This is a genomic window from Alkalicoccus chagannorensis DSM 18086 (genome assembly GCF_000429725.1).
Classification (GTDB): domain Bacteria; phylum Bacillota; class Bacilli; order Bacillales; family Salisediminibacteriaceae; genus Alkalicoccus; species Alkalicoccus chagannorensis.
The window spans coordinates 82,644-102,784 of sequence record NZ_AUCK01000013.1; the positions used below are offsets into that span (position 1 = coordinate 82,644).

18 protein-coding genes are annotated in these 20,141 nt (G+C 53.6%); 3 read left to right on the forward strand and 15 right to left on the reverse strand.

The window, feature by feature from the left end:
- Positions 1-144: 144 nt before the first annotated feature.
- From eno to rpoN, 8 genes are all read right to left on the reverse strand, one after another.
- Entirely contained in the window at positions 145-1,431 is a 1,287-nt protein-coding gene (gene eno, locus G477_RS0108820; RefSeq protein WP_026697646.1) for a phosphopyruvate hydratase, read from the reverse strand.
- Between the two features lie 24 nt (positions 1,432-1,455).
- A complete protein-coding gene (gpmI, locus tag G477_RS0108825) occupies positions 1,456-2,994 on the reverse strand; it encodes a 2,3-bisphosphoglycerate-independent phosphoglycerate mutase (protein ID WP_026697647.1) in 1,539 nt (512 codons plus the stop codon).
- On the reverse strand, positions 2,987-3,745 hold the full coding sequence (tpiA, locus tag G477_RS0108830; RefSeq protein ID WP_026697648.1) for a triose-phosphate isomerase: 759 nt from the start codon (positions 3,743-3,745) through the stop codon (positions 2,987-2,989). Before tpiA ends, gpmI begins: the two co-directional genes overlap by 8 nt.
- Positions 3,746-3,767: 22 nt before the next feature.
- Entirely contained in the window at positions 3,768-4,949 is a 1,182-nt protein-coding gene (locus G477_RS0108835; protein WP_026697649.1) for a phosphoglycerate kinase, read from the reverse strand.
- A gap of 271 nt (positions 4,950-5,220) precedes the next feature.
- On the reverse strand, positions 5,221-6,228 hold the full coding sequence (gene gap / locus G477_RS0108840) for a type I glyceraldehyde-3-phosphate dehydrogenase (protein WP_026697650.1): 1,008 nt from the start codon (positions 6,226-6,228) through the stop codon (positions 5,221-5,223).
- A 107-nt stretch (positions 6,229-6,335) separates the two neighbouring features.
- On the reverse strand, positions 6,336-7,364 hold the full coding sequence (locus G477_RS0108845) for a sugar-binding transcriptional regulator (protein WP_026697651.1): 1,029 nt from the start codon (positions 7,362-7,364) through the stop codon (positions 6,336-6,338).
- 141 nt (positions 7,365-7,505) lie between these two features.
- Positions 7,506-7,742: a glutaredoxin family protein gene (locus G477_RS19155; protein WP_035211635.1), complete on the reverse strand. Its 237-nt coding sequence runs from the start codon at positions 7,740-7,742 to the stop codon at positions 7,506-7,508.
- Positions 7,743-7,755: 13 nt separating this feature from the next.
- Complete coding sequence (rpoN, locus tag G477_RS0108855) at positions 7,756-9,045, reverse strand: RNA polymerase factor sigma-54 (RefSeq protein WP_051287844.1); 1,290 nt, start codon at positions 9,043-9,045, stop codon at positions 7,756-7,758.
- A 321-nt stretch (positions 9,046-9,366) separates the two neighbouring features.
- Here rpoN and clpP point away from each other — a divergent pair, with 321 nt between their 5' ends.
- Complete coding sequence (gene clpP / locus G477_RS0108860; RefSeq protein WP_026697653.1) at positions 9,367-9,957, forward strand: ATP-dependent Clp endopeptidase proteolytic subunit ClpP; 591 nt, start codon at positions 9,367-9,369, stop codon at positions 9,955-9,957.
- A 170-nt stretch (positions 9,958-10,127) separates the two neighbouring features.
- Here clpP and G477_RS0108865 read toward each other — a convergent pair whose 3' ends face one another.
- The 7 genes from G477_RS0108865 to G477_RS0108900 all read right to left on the reverse strand — a co-directional run bounded on the left by G477_RS0108865 (position 10,128) and on the right by G477_RS0108900 (position 16,771).
- Complete coding sequence (locus G477_RS0108865; protein ID WP_026697654.1) at positions 10,128-10,385, reverse strand: HPr family phosphocarrier protein; 258 nt, start codon at positions 10,383-10,385, stop codon at positions 10,128-10,130.
- Between the two features lie 69 nt (positions 10,386-10,454).
- On the reverse strand, positions 10,455-11,396 hold the full coding sequence (gene whiA, locus G477_RS0108870) for a DNA-binding protein WhiA (protein ID WP_026697655.1): 942 nt from the start codon (positions 11,394-11,396) through the stop codon (positions 10,455-10,457).
- A 25-nt stretch (positions 11,397-11,421) separates the two neighbouring features.
- Positions 11,422-12,366, reverse strand: a complete 945-nt coding sequence (locus G477_RS0108875; RefSeq protein ID WP_026697656.1) for a gluconeogenesis factor YvcK family protein — start codon at positions 12,364-12,366, stop codon at positions 11,422-11,424.
- The gene (gene rapZ / locus G477_RS0108880; protein ID WP_026697657.1) at positions 12,363-13,253 is read right to left on the reverse strand and encodes an RNase adapter RapZ; all 891 of its coding nucleotides are present in this window, start codon (positions 13,251-13,253) and stop codon (positions 12,363-12,365) included. Before rapZ ends, G477_RS0108875 begins: the two co-directional genes overlap by 4 nt.
- Positions 13,254-13,265: 12 nt before the next feature.
- The gene (locus tag G477_RS0108885; RefSeq protein ID WP_026697658.1) at positions 13,266-13,739 is read right to left on the reverse strand and encodes an NUDIX hydrolase; all 474 of its coding nucleotides are present in this window, start codon (positions 13,737-13,739) and stop codon (positions 13,266-13,268) included.
- Positions 13,740-14,728: 989 nt separating this feature from the next.
- Positions 14,729-15,688 carry a thioredoxin-disulfide reductase gene (gene trxB / locus G477_RS0108895; protein WP_026697660.1) on the reverse strand — a complete coding sequence of 320 codons (960 nt, stop codon included), beginning with the start codon at positions 15,686-15,688 and terminating at the stop codon, positions 14,729-14,731.
- A gap of 75 nt (positions 15,689-15,763) precedes the next feature.
- Positions 15,764-16,771 (reverse strand): tetratricopeptide repeat protein, encoded by a 1,008-nt coding sequence (locus G477_RS0108900; protein ID WP_026697661.1) that lies wholly within the window; start codon positions 16,769-16,771, stop codon positions 15,764-15,766.
- A gap of 312 nt (positions 16,772-17,083) precedes the next feature.
- On the opposite strand from G477_RS0108900, the gene G477_RS0108905 reads away from it, so the two are divergent.
- Positions 17,084-17,632 (forward strand): methyltransferase family protein, encoded by a 549-nt coding sequence (locus G477_RS0108905; protein WP_170203864.1) that lies wholly within the window; start codon positions 17,084-17,086, stop codon positions 17,630-17,632.
- Between the two features lie 32 nt (positions 17,633-17,664).
- Positions 17,665-19,185 (forward strand): phytoene desaturase family protein, encoded by a 1,521-nt coding sequence (locus G477_RS19160; protein WP_035211642.1) that lies wholly within the window; start codon positions 17,665-17,667, stop codon positions 19,183-19,185.
- Positions 19,186-20,141 lie beyond the last annotated feature (956 nt).

Here is a 20,141-nt window from a genome sequence, read left to right on the forward strand (position 1 = left end):
GGATCATCGAAAGCGTTTTTAACGTGCTGGAGAACGATGTTGCCCCAGCCTCTTCGCATCTGTGCTGAGAAGAGCCGGCTTTGTCAGCAGGCTTCCTTCCGTGCCGGGCTTTCTTTCACGGAAAGCTCCGGTCGTGGGCACGTTTTATTTGTTGTTCAAGTTGTAGAATGCGTCGCGTCCAGCGTAGCGGCCGACAATCTGCAGCTCATCTTCAATGCGGAGGAGCTGGTTGTATTTTGCTACACGGTCCGTGCGGGATGGCGCACCTGTCTTGATCTGACCGGCGTTTGTTGCTACAGCGATGTCTGCAATCGTCGCGTCCTCTGTTTCACCGGAACGGTGGGAGATGACGTTCGTGTATCCTGCACGCTTCGCCATTTCAATCGCTTCAAATGTCTCGGAAAGCGTACCGATCTGGTTCACTTTAATCAGGATGGAGTTGCCGATGCCTTCCTCAATGCCGCGGGAAAGCTTGTTGGTGTTCGTGACAAAAAGGTCGTCACCGACGAGCTGTACTTTATCTCCGAGACGATCGGTCAGCTTCTTGAAGCCTTCCCAGTCGTTCTCGTCGAGGCCGTCTTCAATGGAGATGATTGGATACTTGTCGCAGAGCTCTGCGTAGAAATCAACCATTTCGTCCGCTGTCTTTACAACGCCTTCGCCCTTCAGGTTGTACTTGCCGTCTTCGTAAATTTCAGAAGCAGCAACGTCCATAGCCAGCTGAATTTCTTCGCCCGGCTTGTAACCCGCTTTTTCCACGGCTTCAATGATCGTAGAGAGCGCTTCTTCGTTAGAGCCGAGATCCGGTGCAAAACCGCCTTCATCGCCGACCGCTGTGTTGTAGCCTTTCGAAGCGAGCACTTTCTTCAGGTTGTGGAAAATTTCCGCACCCATCTGCAGGGCTTCGGTAAAGGAATCTGCGCCGACCGGCATGATCATGAATTCCTGGATGTCGACACTGTTGTCTGCGTGCTCGCCGCCGTTCAGGATGTTCATCATTGGGGTCGGCAGGGTCTTCGCGTTGAATCCGCCGAGGTAGACATACAGCGGCAGGTCCAGTGCGTCGGCTGCTGCATGCGCTGCCGCCATGGAAACACCAAGAATTGCGTTCGCACCGAGCTTCTCTTTGTTCGGTGTACCGTCGAGGTCAATCATCAGCTGGTCAATGCCGAGCTGGTCAAGCACATCGACACCGACGAGTTCTGGTGCGATTTCGTTGTTCACGTTGTCTACTGCTTTAGAGACGCCTTTACCCATGTACGCGTCGCCGCCGTCGCGGAGTTCAACGGCTTCGTATTCACCGGTGGATGCACCGCTTGGTACGATCGCGCGGCCGAATGCGCCGCTCTCGGTGTGGACTTCTACTTCTACTGTTGGATTCCCGCGGGAGTCCAGTACTTGTCTTGCGTATACATCTGCGATCATTGTCATTATTTACACGCTCCTTCGTTTTCTTTATTTTTTCATCAAGGTTCTGCCGGTCATGTCCTCAGGCTGTTCTACGCCGAGCAGTTCCAGCAGGGTTGGTGCCAGATCTCCAAGCACCCCGTCTTCCCGTAGTGTAACATCTTTGTCCGTGACGATAACAGGGACCGGGTTGGTCGTGTGTGCTGTCATTGGAGATCCATCTTCCATCATCAGCACATCTGCGTTTCCGTGATCTGCTGTGATGATGGTTTTTCCACCTTTTTCTTCAATTCGGTCGACGATCTTCCCGAGGCACTCGTCGACGGCTTCTATTGCTTTGATCGTCGGCTCCAGCTTGCCGGAGTGACCGACCATATCCGGATTGGCGAAGTTGAGGATGATCATGTCATGCTTGTCTGCATCAATTTCCTTCAGCAGCGCATCGGTCACCTCATACGCACTCATCTCCGGCTGCAGATCATAGGTAGCCACTTTCGGCGAATCGATGAGCACCCGTTCTTCCCCAGGGTATTCGGCTTCGCGGCCACCGCTGAAGAAGAACGTAACGTGCGGAAATTTTTCGGTCTCGGCTATACGAAGCTGCTTCAAGCCGGCATCTGCGGCTACTTCGCCGAGGACGTTTTTCATGCTTTCCGGCTGAAACGCTACTTTTCCCTGAATCGAGTCGCTGAACTTCGTCAGACAGACGTAGTAGACGTTTGCTGGATGACGCTCGCCCCGCTCGAAATCGAGAAAATCGTCATTAGTGAACACTTCTGAAATCTGGATCGCACGGTCCGGACGGAAGTTGAAGAAGATGACGGCATCATCATCTTTAATCGTACCGACTGGCGTGCTGCCATCTTCCTGCGTGATGACTGTCGGCAGGACGAATTCGTCATGGACTTCTTTGCTGTAGGAAGCATCGATCGCTTCTTTCGTCGATGAATACGTCTCACCTTCACCGTAAACCATCGCACGGTAGCTTTTTTCAACGCGGTCCCACCGCTTATCGCGGTCCATCGCATAGTAGCGTCCTTGAATCGTAGCAAGCTGCCCGGTACCGAGTTCCTTCATTTTGGTTTCCAGCTGATCAAGGTACGTCTGCGCCGTCGTCGGTCCGACGTCACGACCGTCCAGAAAGGCATGCACATAGACGTTCGGAACTTCTTCCTTCTTCGCCATTTCCAGCAGTGCAAACAGGTGGCTGATGTGACTGTGGATGCCGCCGTCCGAGACGAGTCCATAGAGATGCAGGTCTGTCCCTTTCGCTTTGGCGTGCTCCATCGCGCCTTTGAACTCTTTGTTATCAAAGAACGATCCGTCTTCGATCGCGAGGTTGACCCTCGTCAGGCTCTGATACACGACACGGCCGGCCCCGATATTCAAGTGGCCTACCTCCGAGTTGCCCATCTGACCTTCCGGAAGGCCTACAGCCAGCCCGCACGCATCCAGCGTGGCGTGCGGATAGCTGTTCCAGTAGCGGTCAAAATTCGGCGTGTCCGCCTGCGCGACAGCATTGCCCTTCGTTTCTTCATTCAGGGCGAATCCATCGAGAATAATGAGCGCTTTCGGCTGTTTACTCATTGCCTGCCTCCGTGAGCTGCAGGAAGGAGTCAGCTTCCAGGCTTGCACCGCCGACGAGTGCACCGTCGATGTGTCCCTGGCCGAGCAGTTCCTTAATGTTTGCCGGCTTCACGCTGCCGCCGTACTGGATGCGCACGGCTTCCGCTGTTTCTGCGGAAAAGGCTGAAGCGAGCGCCTCGCGGATGACGCCGCACGTTTCATTCGCCTGCTCGGACGTCGCTGTCCGGCCTGTGCCGATTGCCCAGACAGGTTCATAGGCAATAACGAGCTGCTGAACCTGCTCTTCAGAGAGGCCGTCCAGTGCCCCTTTCACCTGTGTTGACACAACATCATTCGTCTTGTTGCCTTCGCGCTCTTCGAGGGTCTCTCCGACACAGACAATCGGTGTGAGACCGTGGTTAAGCGCTGCTTTCGTCTTTTTGTTCACCGATTCGTCCGTTTCGCCGAACATGTCCCGGCGCTCTGAATGACCGAGAACTACATACGTAACGCCGAGGTCTTTGAGCGCAGCCGGGCTCGTTTCCCCTGTAAATGCACCGCTGTCTTCAAAGTGCATGTTCTGCGCTGCAATGTGAACATCCGTGCCGGAAGCTTCCTGCACGAGTGCGTCGAGGAATAGATCCGGAGAGCAGACGACCGCATCAACCTGGGATGCTGCGGGTACCTTCCCTTTCACTTCCTGCAGAAATGATACAGCCTCTGCCTTCGTTTTGTTCATTTTCCAGTTTCCTGCAATGATTGGTTTACGCATGAGTGATCCTCCTTAAGATGGTTTACTTGTCGTTTAGTGCTGTCACGCCCGGCAGTTCTTTGCCTTCGATGAATTCGAGGGAAGCACCGCCGCCGGTGGAAATATGATCCATCTGGTCCGCGTAGCCGAATTTCTCTACAGCTGCCGCAGAGTCGCCGCCGCCGATGACAGAGTATCCCGCTGTCATGCCGAGCGCTTCCGCTACGCCTTTCGTTCCGGAAGCAAACGCCTGAAGTTCAAATACACCCATCGGTCCGTTCCAGATGATCAGCTTGGATTCTTTGATGACATCCGTGTACGTTTTCAACGTTTCCGGTCCGATATCCAGCGCTTCCCAATCTGCAGGGATGTCGCTGATGTTGACGATCTTCGTATTCGCATCTTCACCGAAGTCGTCTGCTACTTTCACATCGACCGGCATGTAGAAGTGGACGCCGTTCTTTTCCGCTTTCTCCATGAACTGCTTCGCGAGATCCATCTTATCTTCTTCCAGCAGGGACTTGCCGATTTCATACCCCTGCGCTTTCAGGAACGTATAGGCGAGCCCTCCGCCAATGATGAGGTTGTCCACCTTATCAAGCAGGTTGTCGATCACGCCGATTTTATCCTTTACTTTCGCACCGCCGATGATCGCGGTAAACGGGCGCTCCGGATTGAGCATCGCCTGACCGAGAACCTCGAGTTCTTTTTCCATAAGCAGCCCGGACACGGCTGGAATATGGTGGGCAATTCCTTCTGTCGACGCGTGCGCACGGTGTGCTGCGCCGAATGCATCGTTTACGTACAAATCCGCAAGTGAAGCGAACTGCTCGGCGAGCACGCCGTCGTTCTTCTCTTCACCGGCTTCGAAGCGGACGTTTTCCAGCAGGACAATGCCGCCTTCCTCGAGGCTGTCCACGGCCTGTTTCGGCTCATCGCCGTAAACCGCGTCCGTCTTTTTCACTTCTGTTTCGAGTAGTTCACTCAGACGCTCTGCTACCGGCCCGAGCCGCAGTTCCTCGCTGACCTCGCCTTTCGGACGTCCGAGGTGGCTTGCGAGAATGACTTTGGCACCACCGTGCATCAAGTGCTTGATCGTCGGCAGAGCCGCACGGATACGCGTATCATCCGTTACTTTCCCGTCCTGCATTGGTACGTTGAAATCCACGCGGCAGAAGACGCGCTTGCCTTTCACATCTACGTCCCGGATTGATTGTTTGTTCATCGGAATTCCTCCTTGGAATGAATCGGTGGGTCAGCCTGTCTTCAGCAGGCTTCCATCGGTCTGGATGCCGGGCTTTACCAGAAGCTGAACCTCACTAGTTAAGGGTATGCCGGGGCAGACAGACAGCGCGGAGCGCCCTATTAGTCGGATCGGCGCTCGGAGCGGCTGTCTGTCTGCTCCAGCATTTTACACTCCCTCATACGATAAAAAGAGGAGGCAGGACACGGGCCCGCCTCCTAAAGGGTGGTTCAGGATGGATCTTCTGCTGGACTTATAGTCCCTGCTTTGCGATATAGTCAACGAGTCGGACAACCTGAGTAGAGTAGCCTGTTTCGTTGTCGTACCAGGAAATCACTTTCACCATGTTGTCGTCCATCACCAGTGTAGACAGCGCATCGACAGAAGATGCGTACTGGTTGCCGTTGTAGTCGCGGCTGACAAGCGGCTCTTCACTGTATCCGAGAACGTCTTTCAGTTCTTTTTCGGATGCTTCCTTCAGAACAGCATTCACGTCTTCCGCCGTCACGTTCTGGTCCAGTTCTGCAACCAGGTCGACCAGGGAAACGTTCGGTGTAGGTACGCGCATCGCGCCGCCGTTCAGCTTGCCTTTGAGTTCAGGCAGAACGAGGGAAACCGCTTTGGCTGCACCAGTAGAAGTCGGGATGATGTTCTCCGCACCTGCGCGGGCACGACGATAATCCTTGTGCGGCAGATCCTGAATGTTCTGGTCCGCTGTGTAGGAGTGAACGGTTGTCATCATACCACGCTTGAGACCAAACTTTTCATGCAGTACCTTCGCAACCGGTGCGAGGCAGTTCGTTGTGCAGGAAGCGTTGGAAATAACGTTGTGCTGGGACGCATCGTACTTGTCTTCGTTGACGCCCATGACTACCGTGATGTCTTCGTCCTGCGCTGGAGCGGAAATAACAACTTTCTTCGCTCCTGCTTCCAGGTGCTTCGCAGCGCCGTCGCGCTTCGTGAAGATTCCTGTGGATTCTACGACGATGTCGACACCTTTTTCGTCCCACTTGAGGGAAGCCGGATCCTTTTCCGCTGTGACCGTGATTTCTTTTCCGTCTACAACGATGTTGTCGCCTTTCACCTCAACGTCTACGCCGAGCTGTCCGTGAACAGAGTCGTACTTCAGCAGGTGTGCGAGCATATCCGCATCCGTCAGGTCGTTGACTGCTACCACTTCGACCTCCGGATTTGTCATTGCCTGTCGGAATACACAACGACCGATACGTCCAAATCCGTTAATACCAACTTTTACTGCCATGAAAAATTCCTCCTTAGTATAGGTGAACTCATATATTTCAAAGGGGGATTCCCCCTTGAACACAATCATGCACACTTCTTATACACGATAGACGCTTCCGCCATCTCTTAAACCTCTTTCTTCAGAATGGCTTTTGCTGCCCCTTCGTCTGTAATCAGAACCCGGCTGGGCGCCTGTTTCATGTAGGCTTCCACCGCTTCTGCTTTCGAAGTGCCGCCGGCTACTGCAATAATGGAGTCCGCATTTTCCAGATCTTCCAGCTGCAGGCCGATCGTAAGTACTTTGTGTACGATACTGCCGTCTTTATCAAAGTAGTAGCCGAACGCTTCAGCCACCGCTTGACGGTCTTTCAACTTATCAATGACTTCATACGGCGTGTTGCGCCGCGCTGCCATGGTCTGCGCATCCCCGATGCCGTGGATCACCATCGTAGAAGCATGAATCAGCTTCAGAATAGACTGGATGGACGGTTCACTGATGAGAGAATCGTACGCCTCTCTGCTCAGCTGATCCGGCACATGCAGCAGCCTGTAGGATCCCATCGCTTTGCGCGCCATTGTCGCACAGATCGTGTTTGCCTGGTTTTCGACCTGTTCTCCCAGACCGCCCCTTGCGGGAACGAAAAGCGATTCTTTCAGGTCGGAGTCCGGCACGAGCATTTCTGCTACAGCAGCGATAGAGGTGCCGCCGGTGACGGCGATGATGTTGTTGTTCGGCAGCAGTCGTCGTTTCATGACGCTGACTGCCGTCCGGCCGAGCTCTTTCTTGACCCATTCAAAGGCGTCACTGTCGCCCGGGACGATGTGGACTTCTTCTACGCCGAGCTTCATCTGGAGCTCTTCTTCCATCGTCTGCGTATCAAACACTTCTTTCATCACTGCTTCGAGCTGAAGCAGGACGTGCTGTCCTTCTTCTGTCAGCACCATCCCCGTCGTGTGGAAATCGACCAGTCCCTGCTCCTTCAGAAAAGTGACTTCAGCGCGGAGAACCCGCTCTGACATATCGAGGTTTCCTGCAAGCGTCCGTCGTCCAATCGGCTCCATCAGCCGGATGTAGCGCATAATCCGATAGCGGAGTCCGAGGACGTCCACCATGTCCGGTACGAGCTTTTTCTGCAGATCCAGGAGCATGTTCATCGAGGGACCGTCTCCTTTCCTGATGCCGGGACCGTTTTTGTCCCCAGCAGACATTTTGTGTCCCACCCGGGGCGAAAAAAAGTTCCCTGCGTGACAGGGTCATTACACCCGTATTATAGCAGGGAACTTTTTAGGGCGCAACTAGGAATCCGCGAGCGCCTGTTTCAAACCGCCGTAGGTGATGATCCCTTCTTCGATGACAAGACCCGCTTCATCAGTCAGCACCGGGATGCGAAGCATATACGCTTCCATCCACTCGTCCTTCGACTCGATGTTGCGGCGCTCCCACGTAAACGGCACTTCTTCTGCCGCCATTTCCAGAGCAAGCTCTGCTTTATCACAGAGCGGGCAGTGCGGCTTTGTGTAGAAATAAAGCATCGACTTCCCTCCTCTACTTCCGCTCTTTTCGTTTGGATGACGACAGCACATGTATTTCTTCCCGGTACTTTGCTGCCGTCCGCCGGGAGATCTGGATGTCATGATCGTACGCCAGTTTCTCGGCTACCTTCTGGTCCGAAAGTGGTGCTGTTTTCTCTTCCTCGTCAAATATCCGCTGCATGAGAAACTTGATCTGCGCTGCAGCGGCATCGCTGTTTCCGGCAGCCACCCCGGATTGAAAGAATGTTTTCAACTCGAAGACACCCCCGGGTGTTTCCACGTATTTATTTCCTGCAGCCCTGGAGACTGTGGATTCATGCATGTCCAGTTCTTCCGCGACCATTTTCAATGTCAGCCTTCTGGCGCTGCCCATGCCGTGCTCCAGCATTTGTTCCTGATGACGGACAACGGCCTCGGCCACCCGCAGGATGGTGTCCTGCCGCTGGGCGATGCTCCGCTGAATCCATGCAAATTGTTCCTGCTTCTTTTTTAAGTACTGCTGTACCTCGCTGTCCTCCTGCTGAAGCAGCCGGGCATAGTTCTCATTCACTCTCAGCTGAGGGATGGCGTCCCTGCACAGATAGACCTTCCAGCTGCCGCCGGCTTTTTCCGCCCGCACGTCCGGCGTGACGTAATGCGGCAGGACCGGGTCGGCTGATTCTCCAGGAGACGGGTCCAGCGTCTGAATCAATTCCAGCGAGGCAAGGATGTCTTCCCGCTCTACTCCTTCTTCCTCAGCAATTTCCTCAAATTGACGGGCCGCAAGCATCTCCGTATACGTGTCAAGAAGCCGCTCAGCCAGCGGATCAACTTCCTCTCTGCGCTGCAGCTGCAGAAGCAGACACTCCGAGATGGAAAATGCTCCGACGCCGGCCGGTTCCATCTGCTGCACGACCGCCGCTGCCTGTTCCAACAGCCGCGGGTCTGTTTCCGTTTCCGAAGCAGCTTCTTCCAGGCTCAAGGAACACCGCCCGCTCTCATCCAGGCAGTGAATGAAGCGGACAGCCGCCTCATAAACGGCGGGGTCTGTATGCATGATGCGCAGCTGAGAAAGGAGGGAGTCATAAAGTGTTTCGCCAGCGGCTGCTGTGAAGTCCAGCGGGCCGACATCACTGCTGCCCCGGCGCATCGAATAGGCAGGCGCCTCCTGCACTTCAAGCAGCGGATTTTCCAGCTGCTGTTCATATAAGTACTCGTGCAGTTCCTGTCCGGAATATTGAAGCATGGTGATTGCCTGACGCAGCTGCTGCGTCATGACCAGCTTCATCGACTGCTCCTGCACGAGCCGGAAATCCATATTCATGAGCTTCCCTCCCTTCTCTCTCCCATCTAGTTTATCATGTGCAGCGGGCGCTCTTCTTCCTATAGGCCATCGTCGTTTTTCTACGGTCTGCCGCCGCAGCAGAAAATGCGGTCGTTCTTCCTCCCGGGTGTTTGAAACAAAGCGAAAACGGTAATGAGAGAAACTAGTGTCTTCAGGCAGGAATTCCCGCCTGTCAGATCGAAATAGGTGCACAGCGCTGCTGGTGATTTTTATTTGACCTTTATTGACCTTTAGGCGTATGATAGAGGCATACGATCAATCATCGTAAACAGATGCTGAAATCAAAGGAGGAAGTAACACATGAATTTAGTACCTACAGTAATTGAACAGACAAACCGCGGGGAACGTGCCTACGATATTTATTCAAGACTGCTGAAAGACCGCATCATCATGCTGGGATCCGGCATTGACGATAACGTAGCAAACTCGATCGTATCACAGCTGCTGTTCTTGACAGCGGATGATCCGGATAAGGACATCTCCCTTTACATTAACAGCCCGGGCGGCTCGATTACAGCCGGCATGGCCATCTATGACACCATGCAGTTCATCAAGCCGAATGTTCAGACAATCTGCATCGGCATGGCTGCTTCCATGGGAGCGTTCCTGCTCGCCGCTGGTGAAGAAGGCAAGCGCTATGCTCTGCCGAACAGTGAAGTCATGATCCATCAGCCGCTCGGCGGCACACAGGGACAGGCTTCTGATATCGAAATCCACGCCAAGCGGATCGTACAGATGCGCGAAAAGCTCAACCAGATTCTTGCTGAGCGTACAGGCCAGGATATCGAAACGATCCGCCGCGACACTGACCGTGACCACTTCCTGAGCGCGATGGAGGCGAAAAACTACGGCCTCATCGACGAAGTAATGGAAAAATCCCAGAACGTATAAACAGAACAATCGCGCACAGTGCCTCCGGAACGGACCGGCAGCTGTACGCCTCTTGAAAAATCCCGTCAGAACCTTTCTGACGGGATTTTTCTATGTGCCGTGACTTCGACAGCATCCGTTTTCTCAAGCGGCGGATCACGCGGGTCGTGCAGGTACCGGAAGGATCCGGATTATTCTTCTTTTGAAACGAAAGCAACGAGCGCTTCCATGGCCTCTTCTTCGTCCTGGCCGTCTGCCTGAAGGACGATATCCTTATCGGCACCGACAGCGATACTCATAATACCCATGATGCTTTTCGCGTTGACGTGCTTCCCTTCCTTTTCAATAAAAATATCGGAGTGGAACTTGTTTGCTTCCTGTACAAATAGTGCAGCCGGCCGCGCCTGCAGTCCGGATCTTCGTTTGACGGTTACTGTTTTTTCGATCATCTCTGTATCTCCTCCTGAGTGCTTAATAGTATAGAAGCGCTTTCACGTCCGAGGCAGAAAAAGGGGGGATTACACCGTTTCCCCCGCCCGCAGTTTTTCAGCGAACTCTTCAATTTTCCGCAGCCGGTGATTGATTCCCGACTTGCTGACTGGGCCGCCCTGCAACATCTCGCCGAGTTCTTTCAACGAAATATCCTGGTGCTCGATCCGCAGTTCTGCCACTTCCTGCAGCTTGTCCGGCAGGATGTCCAGCCCCGCTTCATCACGGATAAAGCGGATATTCTCGACTTGCCGCATCGCGGCTCCTACCGTTTTGTTCAAGTTGGCTGTTTCACAATTAACAAGTCTATTGACGGAGTTACGCATATCTTTCATGATTCGTGTGTCCTCGAACCGCAGCAGCGCCTGGTGCGCTCCGATCACGTTTAGAAAGTCACTGATTTTTTCTCCTTCTTTCAAGTAGAGAATAAATCCTTTCTTTCTTTCAATCATTTTCGCTGTTAGATCGAAACGATTCATAAGCCCGAGCAGCGACTGCCCGTGTTCCTCATAAAGCGAAAATATTTCGAGGTGATAGGAGGCCGTGTCCGGATGGTTGACCGAACCGCCTGCCAGAAACGCCCCGCGGAGATATGCTCTGCTGCAGCAGTCGCTCTCGAGAATGCTGTCTGGAATGGTCCGCTTGAACTGGAACGTTTCATCGACAATATCCAGAGATTCCAGTACCGGCCGGGCTTCTTTCGAGAGCCGCACGACATAGACGTTGTTCTTTTTCAAGCGCATTTTCTTTCGGACGAGCAGTTCCACGTGTACGTCAAAGCTCTGTTTCAGCAGCGTATATATCCGCCGCGCAATCGCCGCATTCTCCGTCTGAACGTCCAGAGAGATACTCCGGTCACGCAGGGAGACAGCGCCGTTCATGCGGGCGAGCGCTGCCAGTTCGGACTTGGCACAGCACCCTTCCGTCTCGAGCTGGGTCAGTTCTTTTTTTGTCATGGATGCGAATGACACGGCTGTCCCTCCTTCCGTCCCATGTTCATAATAAGGATACAAGCCGTTCTGATACTTTGAGCGCGTCATGCCGGAGCAGATTGCCGCGGACGATAAGAAGTTCTTCGGCCACCGGCTCTACTCCCATGCGCTCCAATCGTTCATAATCAATGCAGACCGGTTCTGCACCATCGGTTTCGTATTTGGATGCAAAAGGCTCTGGTATCTCTTGTGTATTTAATAATACCTTATCTACGATGTTTGTGCCAACATGTGCGTGGATCGCTTCGATATGGTCGGCAGCACTGTAGCCGTCGGTTTCCCCGGGCTGTGTCATCACATTGCAGATATAGAGCTTCGGTGCAGTGGATTGAATCAGCGCCTCTTTCATCCCGGGAACAAGCAGGTTCGGAATGATACTCGTATACAGGCTCCCCGGTCCGAGAATGACGAGATCTGCCTGTTCAATAGCATAGACGGCTTCTGCCATCGGGGTCGGCAGGGACGGCTCCAGATAAACCCGGTGGATCTCTCCCTCTGCGTACGGAATTTTTGATTCTCCGCGCACAATCGTCCCGTCTTTCATTTCCGCCAGCAGCGTGATGTGCTCATTAGATGCCGGAATGACTTTCCCTTTCACGTTCAGGACGCGGCTGATCTCCTGCACTCCCTGTGCAAAGTCGCCGGTGATATCACTCATGCCCGCCAGCAGCAGGTTGCCGAGCGAATGCCCTGATAACCCGCCTGCATGATCGAACCGGTGTTGAAAAAGTTCTTCCAGCAGCGGCTCCACTTCCGAAAGGGCGGCGAGTACGTTGCGCACATCCCCCGGAGGCGGTATGTTCAGTTCTTCTCTCAGTCTGCCCGAGCTGCCTCCATCGTCAGCGACGGTGACGACAGCAGAAATATCGACGGGGAAATGTTTCAAGCCCCGCAGCAGCACCGACAAGCCGGTGCCTCCACCGATCACACAAATATTCGCCCGCTTCACTTGTCCCGGCGTCCCTTCTCTACATCACGATGGGTCACACTGGCATGGTAACCCAGTTCCTGAAACCGTTTCGTGAAGTGTTCCGCCAGGGTGACCGAGCGGTGCTTCCCGCCCGTGCAGCCGATGGCAATGATCAGCTGACTCTTCCCCTCGCGTTTGTAATGCGGGAGCATATATTGAAGCAGGTCATCCAGTTTTGCTGTGAACAGCTTCGTTTCCTCCCACTTCATCACATAGTCGAACACTTCCTGGTTCAGGCCGCTCATCGGCCGCAGATGGTCAATGTAATGCGGGTTGGGCAGAAACCGCACGTCAAAGACAAGGTCGGCATCAATCGGAAGGCCGTGTTTAAAGCCGAAAGAAAGAAGGTGAACGTGGAACGTTTCCTCCTGATTTTCAGCGAACTCTTTTAAGATGCGCTCGCGCAGCTGGAGCGGCTTCAATTCACTGGTATCAATAATCACCTGCGCCTGTCCCTTCATTTCATCGAGCATGTCCCGCTCGGCATGGATGCCGCTTAATGGCGCTGATTGATCGGAAAGCGGGTGGGAACGTCGTGTTTCTTTATACCGCGATACGAGCACTTCGTCTTTCGCCTCCAGGAAGAGGATCTTCGGCGTCACTTTCGTTTCCGCTGCGATGAGGTTGACCGCGTCAAAAAGCTGATCAAAAAACTCACGCGCGCGCAGATCTATGACGAGGGCCACTTTCTGCATGCTGCCTCCCGCGTTCTCCACCATTTCGATGAATTTCGGTATGAGCGCCGGGGGAAGGTTGTCGATACAGAAATAGCCCATGTCTTCGAAACTCTGTACGGCGACTGTCTTTCCCGCGCCGGACATCCCTGTAATCACAACGAGTTCTATATGCTGATTTTGTTCTGTCATCATGGTCCTCCTTCAGCTGATGCGGCGGCCGCCGGCTTCGAGTTTTTTGGATAGTAAATTCCGGTGCTGGTCGTATACGAACGTGCCGAACATCAGCCCCTGCTCGTGCAGCAGGGCACGGGTGACCACACGGTCTGCTTCATCCATCGGGATCGTTTCGAGTTCGGCCTCCGGTATCCAGGCAAGTTCCCCCTCTTTTGAGGTGCTCCGCAGCGTCCCGTTAAACGCCTTGGCATGAAAAAGAAACATCGTCCGCTTCTCCAGATAGCTCTCGCCATCCGAGACGAGGTGGGTCACGATCGCTCTCAGCTCCGGCGACTTGATCGTCAGGCCGGTCTCTTCATAAACTTCCCGTTCTGCCGCCTCAGGCACCAGTTCATCGTGCTCCATCTTTCCTCCCGGAGCATACCACCAGCCGCGCCGGGGCTTCTTCATCAGGAGAATTCTCCCTTCAAACTCGATGATACAGTTCGTGATCCGCTGCATACCATCCCGCCTTCCCTGCTGTTTCTTCCAGTATACTACAAAACAGACAGCGGAGAAATCAAGACCGGCAGCGCCTTCCCTTTTCACCGGATGTAAGCATCCAAGAAGACGGACGGAAATAAGACGCTGTGCCTGCAGCTCCGGGCTTTCCGAAGGACTTGTCTTCAAGTCCTTCTTTCCCTCTCCCGGAGAAGAATGGATGTTCAGACGCTGCTCCTGCGATTACTCGTCGCATCGCAGCCCGTTTGCTCCTGCGATTACTCGTCGCATCACAGCCCGTTTGCTCCTGCGATTACTCGTCGCATCACAGCCCGTTTGCTCCTGCGATTACTCGTCGCATCGCAGCCCGTTTGCTCCTGCGATTACTCATCGCAAGAAAACCGCTCGCGGATCCTGTCGGAGTCGTCTCCTTCTGTTCGGGCACACCAAAACGCTGTATACCTACCTCCTTTTTCAAGAGCGGCATACGGGCGGTCAGATACCCACTACGTGTTGGCAGGCGTGGCTCAAACTGCGGAGCGGACCGTCCCAAAACGGGCGCGGGACGGCGTGTTCTCTGCGTTCAGCGGCCCAATATGAAGAAGGTGGCTACTTTTTTCTTCCGGGCGTCCCGCCTGGGTTTGGTGCCCGCCCGCTTCAGGCAGGCGGGCGTCACCTTTTTTCCGTAAAGCGACACGCTTTTCGCCGCTGCCATGCCCTTCAGGCAGCGGAAGCGTCCAAGAATACGCACGGAAACACGACGCTTTCCCTGCCGCGCCGGCCTGCTCTTCTTCGTCTATCCTCTTCCACGGTAAGAAGGGATGTTCAGACGCTGTGCCTGTGCCGCCGGTATCCTTCAAGGGCGTCTTATGATTTCTTATAAACAAAAAAAGAGCACGGGCAGCTTATGCCCGTGCCGGAATTCATAACATAAAAGGGGGTCAATTACAGGTTCATTATAACGGATCTTTGTTGCACCGTGATTACACGTGCATTAAGCATCCGTTAAATCAGACAGACTCCGGCGTCTCAGCCAGCTCTTCCATAAGGCTTTCTACATAGTGCTGGACGGCCTGTGCTGCGATACTGCCGTCACCTGTGGCTGTCACAATCTGACGGAGCATCTTATCGCGGATGTCTCCTGCGGCATAAATGCCGGGAAGATTCGTTTCCATGTCCTCGTTCGTCACGACATACCCTTCATCGTTCATGATACCGAGATTCTGTACCGGGTTGTTCAGCGGAAGCATGCCGATGTAGATGAAGACACCGTCTGTTTTGAATTCACGCTCGCTGCCATCTTCTTTATTGACCAGCGTGACACTGCCGACCTTGCCGTTTTCTTCATTGATTTCTTTCACGACGTGACTCCAGATAAATTCGATCTTGTCGTTGTTGAAGGCACGGTCCTGAATGATTTTCTGGGCACGAAGCTCATCGCGTCGGTGAACAATCGTTACTTTCTTGGCGAAACGGGTCAGATAAATCGCTTCTTCTACTGCGGAGTCACCTCCGCCGACCACGACAAGCTCCTTCTCTTTAAAGAACGCTCCATCACAGACAGCACAGTAGGATACGCCTTTCCCGCCGAGCTCTTCTTCACCGGGTACCCCGATTTTTTTATACTCTGCACCGGTAGTCACGATTACAGAACGGGTTTTTATTTCACCGCTGCCGGTAATAATCGTTTTGTATGCGTGTCCGTCGCGGATTTCTTTCACATCACCATATTTATACTTCGCACCGAACTTGGTGGCATGTTCAAACATTTTGTTGGAGAGATCCGGGCCGAGGATGTGCTCATACCCCGGGTAGTTTTCTACTTCTTCGGTATTGGCCATTTGACCACCAGGCATTCCGCGCTCAAGCATCACTGTATCCAGGTTGGCACGGGAGGTATACACGGCAGCGGTCATGCCTGCCGGTCCTGCTCCAATAATAACTACATCATGAATTGTTTCTTCTGCCATGATCGTTCACGCTCCTTCGTTTTTTATCCATGGCTCTATCGTAAAGGGTCTGTATATAACTGTCCACTTATCTGCTCACTCGTATGCGCGCCAGAGTTCGTATGGCTTTTGTTCCTCATCAGCCAGGCTGGGGATGGCGTTATATTCTTCTTTCGGGAAAAACGGCGAGCTGAAATCCCAGCAGCGGGCCGCTTGTCCATGCCGCCCGCTCAGCCAGGCTGCTGCGCCGAGCTGATGCATGTATATGTTCATTCTTCCCGGGATCGCCTTCTTCAGACGGAAGTAGGCTTCCTCGTACTGTTCTGTGAAGTAGAGGGCTTTCGCTATCGCATAGCGGTCCCACGGACGCATCGGGTACAGAGAGCGAAGGCCTTCTGCCATCGCTGCTGCCCCTTCCTGTCCCTCTTCGTACATCATTGTTGTATAAAGAGCTCTCGCCGCTGGATCGAGTTCATCCTCGTCCAGGATCTCATTTACCAGCGTGCGGGCTTCGTCCCGTTCATCAAGGTACCACTTGGCTTCTGCCAGTCGAAGAACGCCTTCGCGCGGGCGTCGGCCGTGTCTTCTCACACTGCGTTCGATGAATTCTTCCGCGTAGCTGACCGCGGTCTCGAAATTCCCTGCGTGCAGCATGATCGCAGAGCGTGCGGTGAACGGATCGTCTTCTTCTTCTGTCACGGCCTGCTCCTCTTCCAGCATGTGAAGCAGTTCCTCTGCATCTTCTTTGAATTCAGGATTCTCTGATCTGCTCAAATACAGATGGAGGGCTTTCTCCGCACTCTCTGCCTCTCCCATCTGGATGTAGTTGTTGCCCTTGAAAAAATGAACTTCGTGCATATCCGTGTCGATGCATTGAATCAGATGGGAAAGACATCGGTTCGATTCGGTGAATTCACCCATCTCGGACAGAACAATCGCCAGCTGACAGTGAAAAACCCCTTCTTCCGGTTCCATGCTGATGGCTTTCTCGATCAGTTGTTTTGATTTGACCAGGTTCTTTGCCTGGTAAGCTTCGATCCCTTTTTGATAAAAATAACTTCCATCCCGCTGAAACGGGATGATCTGCGCCTGACTTTCTCTCATGTAACAGCGCCCTCCGTTCGTCCATTGTCTTTATGAAGTATAACACGCGGTGACAGCCGTTACAACGGCGTTTTTTGCTTCTTCATTTCCCCGTTTCGGACAATGTCGATTATGCGGGAAGGGCATGCAGATCGGCTTTCTTTTATACCCCAACGGGTATATTTTTATTCTACAGGATCCGCCTCTAACTTGCAACCCCACTTCCATCAACCAAAGGCCTGAATTGCGTTTCTCATGGTTAAGTTTTGTATAAGGAGGGAATAGACTATAGGATTACATAATGATGAAGAAACGGGATGGATGCGTATGCAGATGCATGACTGGATTTTTATCTTTCTTTCTGCAGCCTGGATTGGAGAGTTCCTTCTCTTCCGGAGTAGAAAAGGAGACAAGAGCGAAGAAGACACGGGCAGCTTCCCATGGATTATGGCCGCTGTTCTGGCCGTCGTGATCGTGTCCGTCCTCTCCAGAGAGATGGCGCTTTTCACCATGCCTCTGGCAGGTATTCTTTACAGTGGCCTGGCTGTCTATGCAGCAGGGATTGCCCTTCGGTACGCAGGCAGCGCCGCACTCGGCCGGCAGTTCACGAGAGACGTGAACGTCAGCAGCAGCGATACGATTGTCAGCAGCGGTCCGTTCCGGCTGCTCCGGCATCCGCTCTATACGGGCCTCCTGTTGATCACATTCGGCTTTGCTCTTTATATGACGAGTCTGCTCGGACTGGCGGCCGCCGTCTTCGGCGTACTACCGGCACTTCTCCGGCGGATCGAATTGGAAGAGCGCATGCTGACGCAGGCATTTGGCGAGGATTATCAGACCTGGATGAAAAAGCGTTACAGACTCATTCCTTTTCTTTACTGAAAAGGGTTCACTAATCTTGGAGGTGGCTGAATATGGCAGTAAAAGAAAAGGCAGTAGTTATCGGTGGCGGACTTGGGGGTCTTTCCGCAGCAATGAGACTTGCTGGAGATGGATTCGACGTCACGGTGCTTGAGAAAAATGAGCGCATCGGCGGAAAGCTGAACCAGCGCGGCGGAAAAGGGTTCACGTTTGATACCGGCCCTTCCATTCTCACGATGCCGTGGGTGCTCGAACAGCTGTTTGACAGCGTACACCGTAACATTGACGACTATATGGACATTGTCCGGATCGAACCGCAGTGGAAAACGTTCTTTGAAGACGGAACGACGTTGAATGTGCTGTCCGACTTTCCAGATATGCTCGAGGAGATGAAGAAGGTAAAGCCGGATCCCGGGCATTCGTTCATGAAGTTTCTGTCCTATTCGCAGGACATGTATGAACTTTGCAGGAAAAGCTTTTACAGCACAAGCATTGCCGGACTGAAAGACCTCCGACAGCAGCATACCCTGAAGGAACTGATGTCGATGGATCCGTTCCATACCGTCGCCGACAGTACGAAGAAACATTTCGACAACAAATACCTCGAGCAGCTGTTCAACTTTTTCGTGATGTATGTCGGCTCCAACCCGTACCAGGCTCCTGCCATTCTCAACCAGCTCGTCTACGTGCAGCTCGGCCTCGGTATTCACTACGTCAAAGGCGGCATGTACAACATCGCCCTCGGCATGAAGCAGGTACTCGACGAGCTGCGGGTGGATGTCCGTACGGAAACACCGGTATCGCATATCCACATCGAAGACGGGAAGGCAGCCGGCGTTGTAACAGCTTCCGGTGAGCACATTCAGGCCGATGTCGTTGTCTCCAACCTGGAAGCCATCCCATGCCATGAGACGCTGCTGCCGCAGACGTCCAAGGTGAAAAAAGAAACGAAGTCCCTCTCCAAGACGTATCAGCCTACGGTGTCGGGACTCGTGCTTCTGCTCGGAACCGACCGGACCTTCCCGCAGATGGAACATCACAACTTCTTCTTCTCCGAAGATCCGGAAAAAGAATTTAAACAGATTTTTGAAAAAGGGGTGCCCGCGGATGATCCGACGATTTATATTGGAGTATCTTCTAAAACCGATGCTGGTCAAGCTCCGGAAGGGAAGGAAAACCTCTTCGTTCTCACCCACGTCCCGCCGAAGACGGCGATGAAGAAGAAAGCCGACTGGGATGCCTACCGTGACGTGGTACTCGACAAGCTCGAACGAATGGGACTGGAAGGGCTCCGCGATTCGATTGAATACGAATATGAATTCAATCCGGACACGCTGGAAGAGTTGTACGGAGCCAACGGCGGCTCTATCTACGGCATTGCTGCTGACAAGCAGACGAACGGCGGATTCAAGATTCCAGCCAAGAGCCAGCTGTTTGAGAACCTGTACTTCAGTGGCGGCTCCACCCATCCGGGAGGCGGCGTGCCAATGGTAACCCTCTCCGGACAGCTGACAGCGGATCTGATCAAGGAGGACCGAACCAGCTCCTCCAAACGCGCACAGAAAGGGTCCTGAGACTCCCCGCTCCGACGGGGGACACGATCTAAAAACGAAAAGACAGAATGAAGCCGGGACCGTAACGTTTTAACGAAGGAAAAACAGCGCGCAGCGCCGTCTACCCGGTCCAACATTTTATACGATACAAAACGCTTCCGATGATCCCACATGGATCTCGGAAGCGTTTTGTATGCAGATAGAAGCAGCGGGGCTCATGGTTACCGTCAGGAGAGCAGACCCTATTCCTGTTTCATAAGCGTCAAAGAATCCTACAGGGCGCTGATCCTGAGCCGACGCTTTCTGCCAGGACACTCCAAAAAGCCGTATGTCCGTGTTGTTTTAAAAACGACGGGCATACGAAGGATTTTACTTGTTCCTCTCTCGGTATCCGAAGGCTGCCGTCGTCTTCCAATGAGGTGGTATGCTTTCCAATCCCACGACGAAAACCTTGTCGACTCGACAGGCAGAGCTCGTCGCGCGGCCATTCAAACCTCGACGCCCCGAGACAAAAGCACGACGCCCCGGAGAAAAAGCCCGCCAAAAGACTCCCTCCCCGCCACACGAGGCGAGAGGTACGTCGAGGTATGCACGCCACGTAAGCGTCAAAGAATACGTACGGAAAGCAGGCACTGGCGTGCCTGCCGCTCCAGGCGAACGCTTTCCGCAGGGCTTGTCTTCAACTACTTCTTCCCCTCTCCCGGGGAAGAAGGGATTTTCAGACGGCGCTGATCCTGTCGGAGTCGTCGCCTTCTGCTCGGGCACGCCAAAAAGCCGTATACCTTTCTCTTTTTCAAGAACGGCATACGGCCCATCGGCCGCTGGTGACGCTTATTCCAGCTTGAAGACAAAGGCTTCCTGCATGGCCGGCGCCCACGGCAGGTACTCCTTTAGAACATCGGGCTCCAGGGAGGGCAGGTTCGGCAGGGTTTCCAACAGGTAGCGCAGGTACGCATGGATATTCAGCCTGTTCGCCT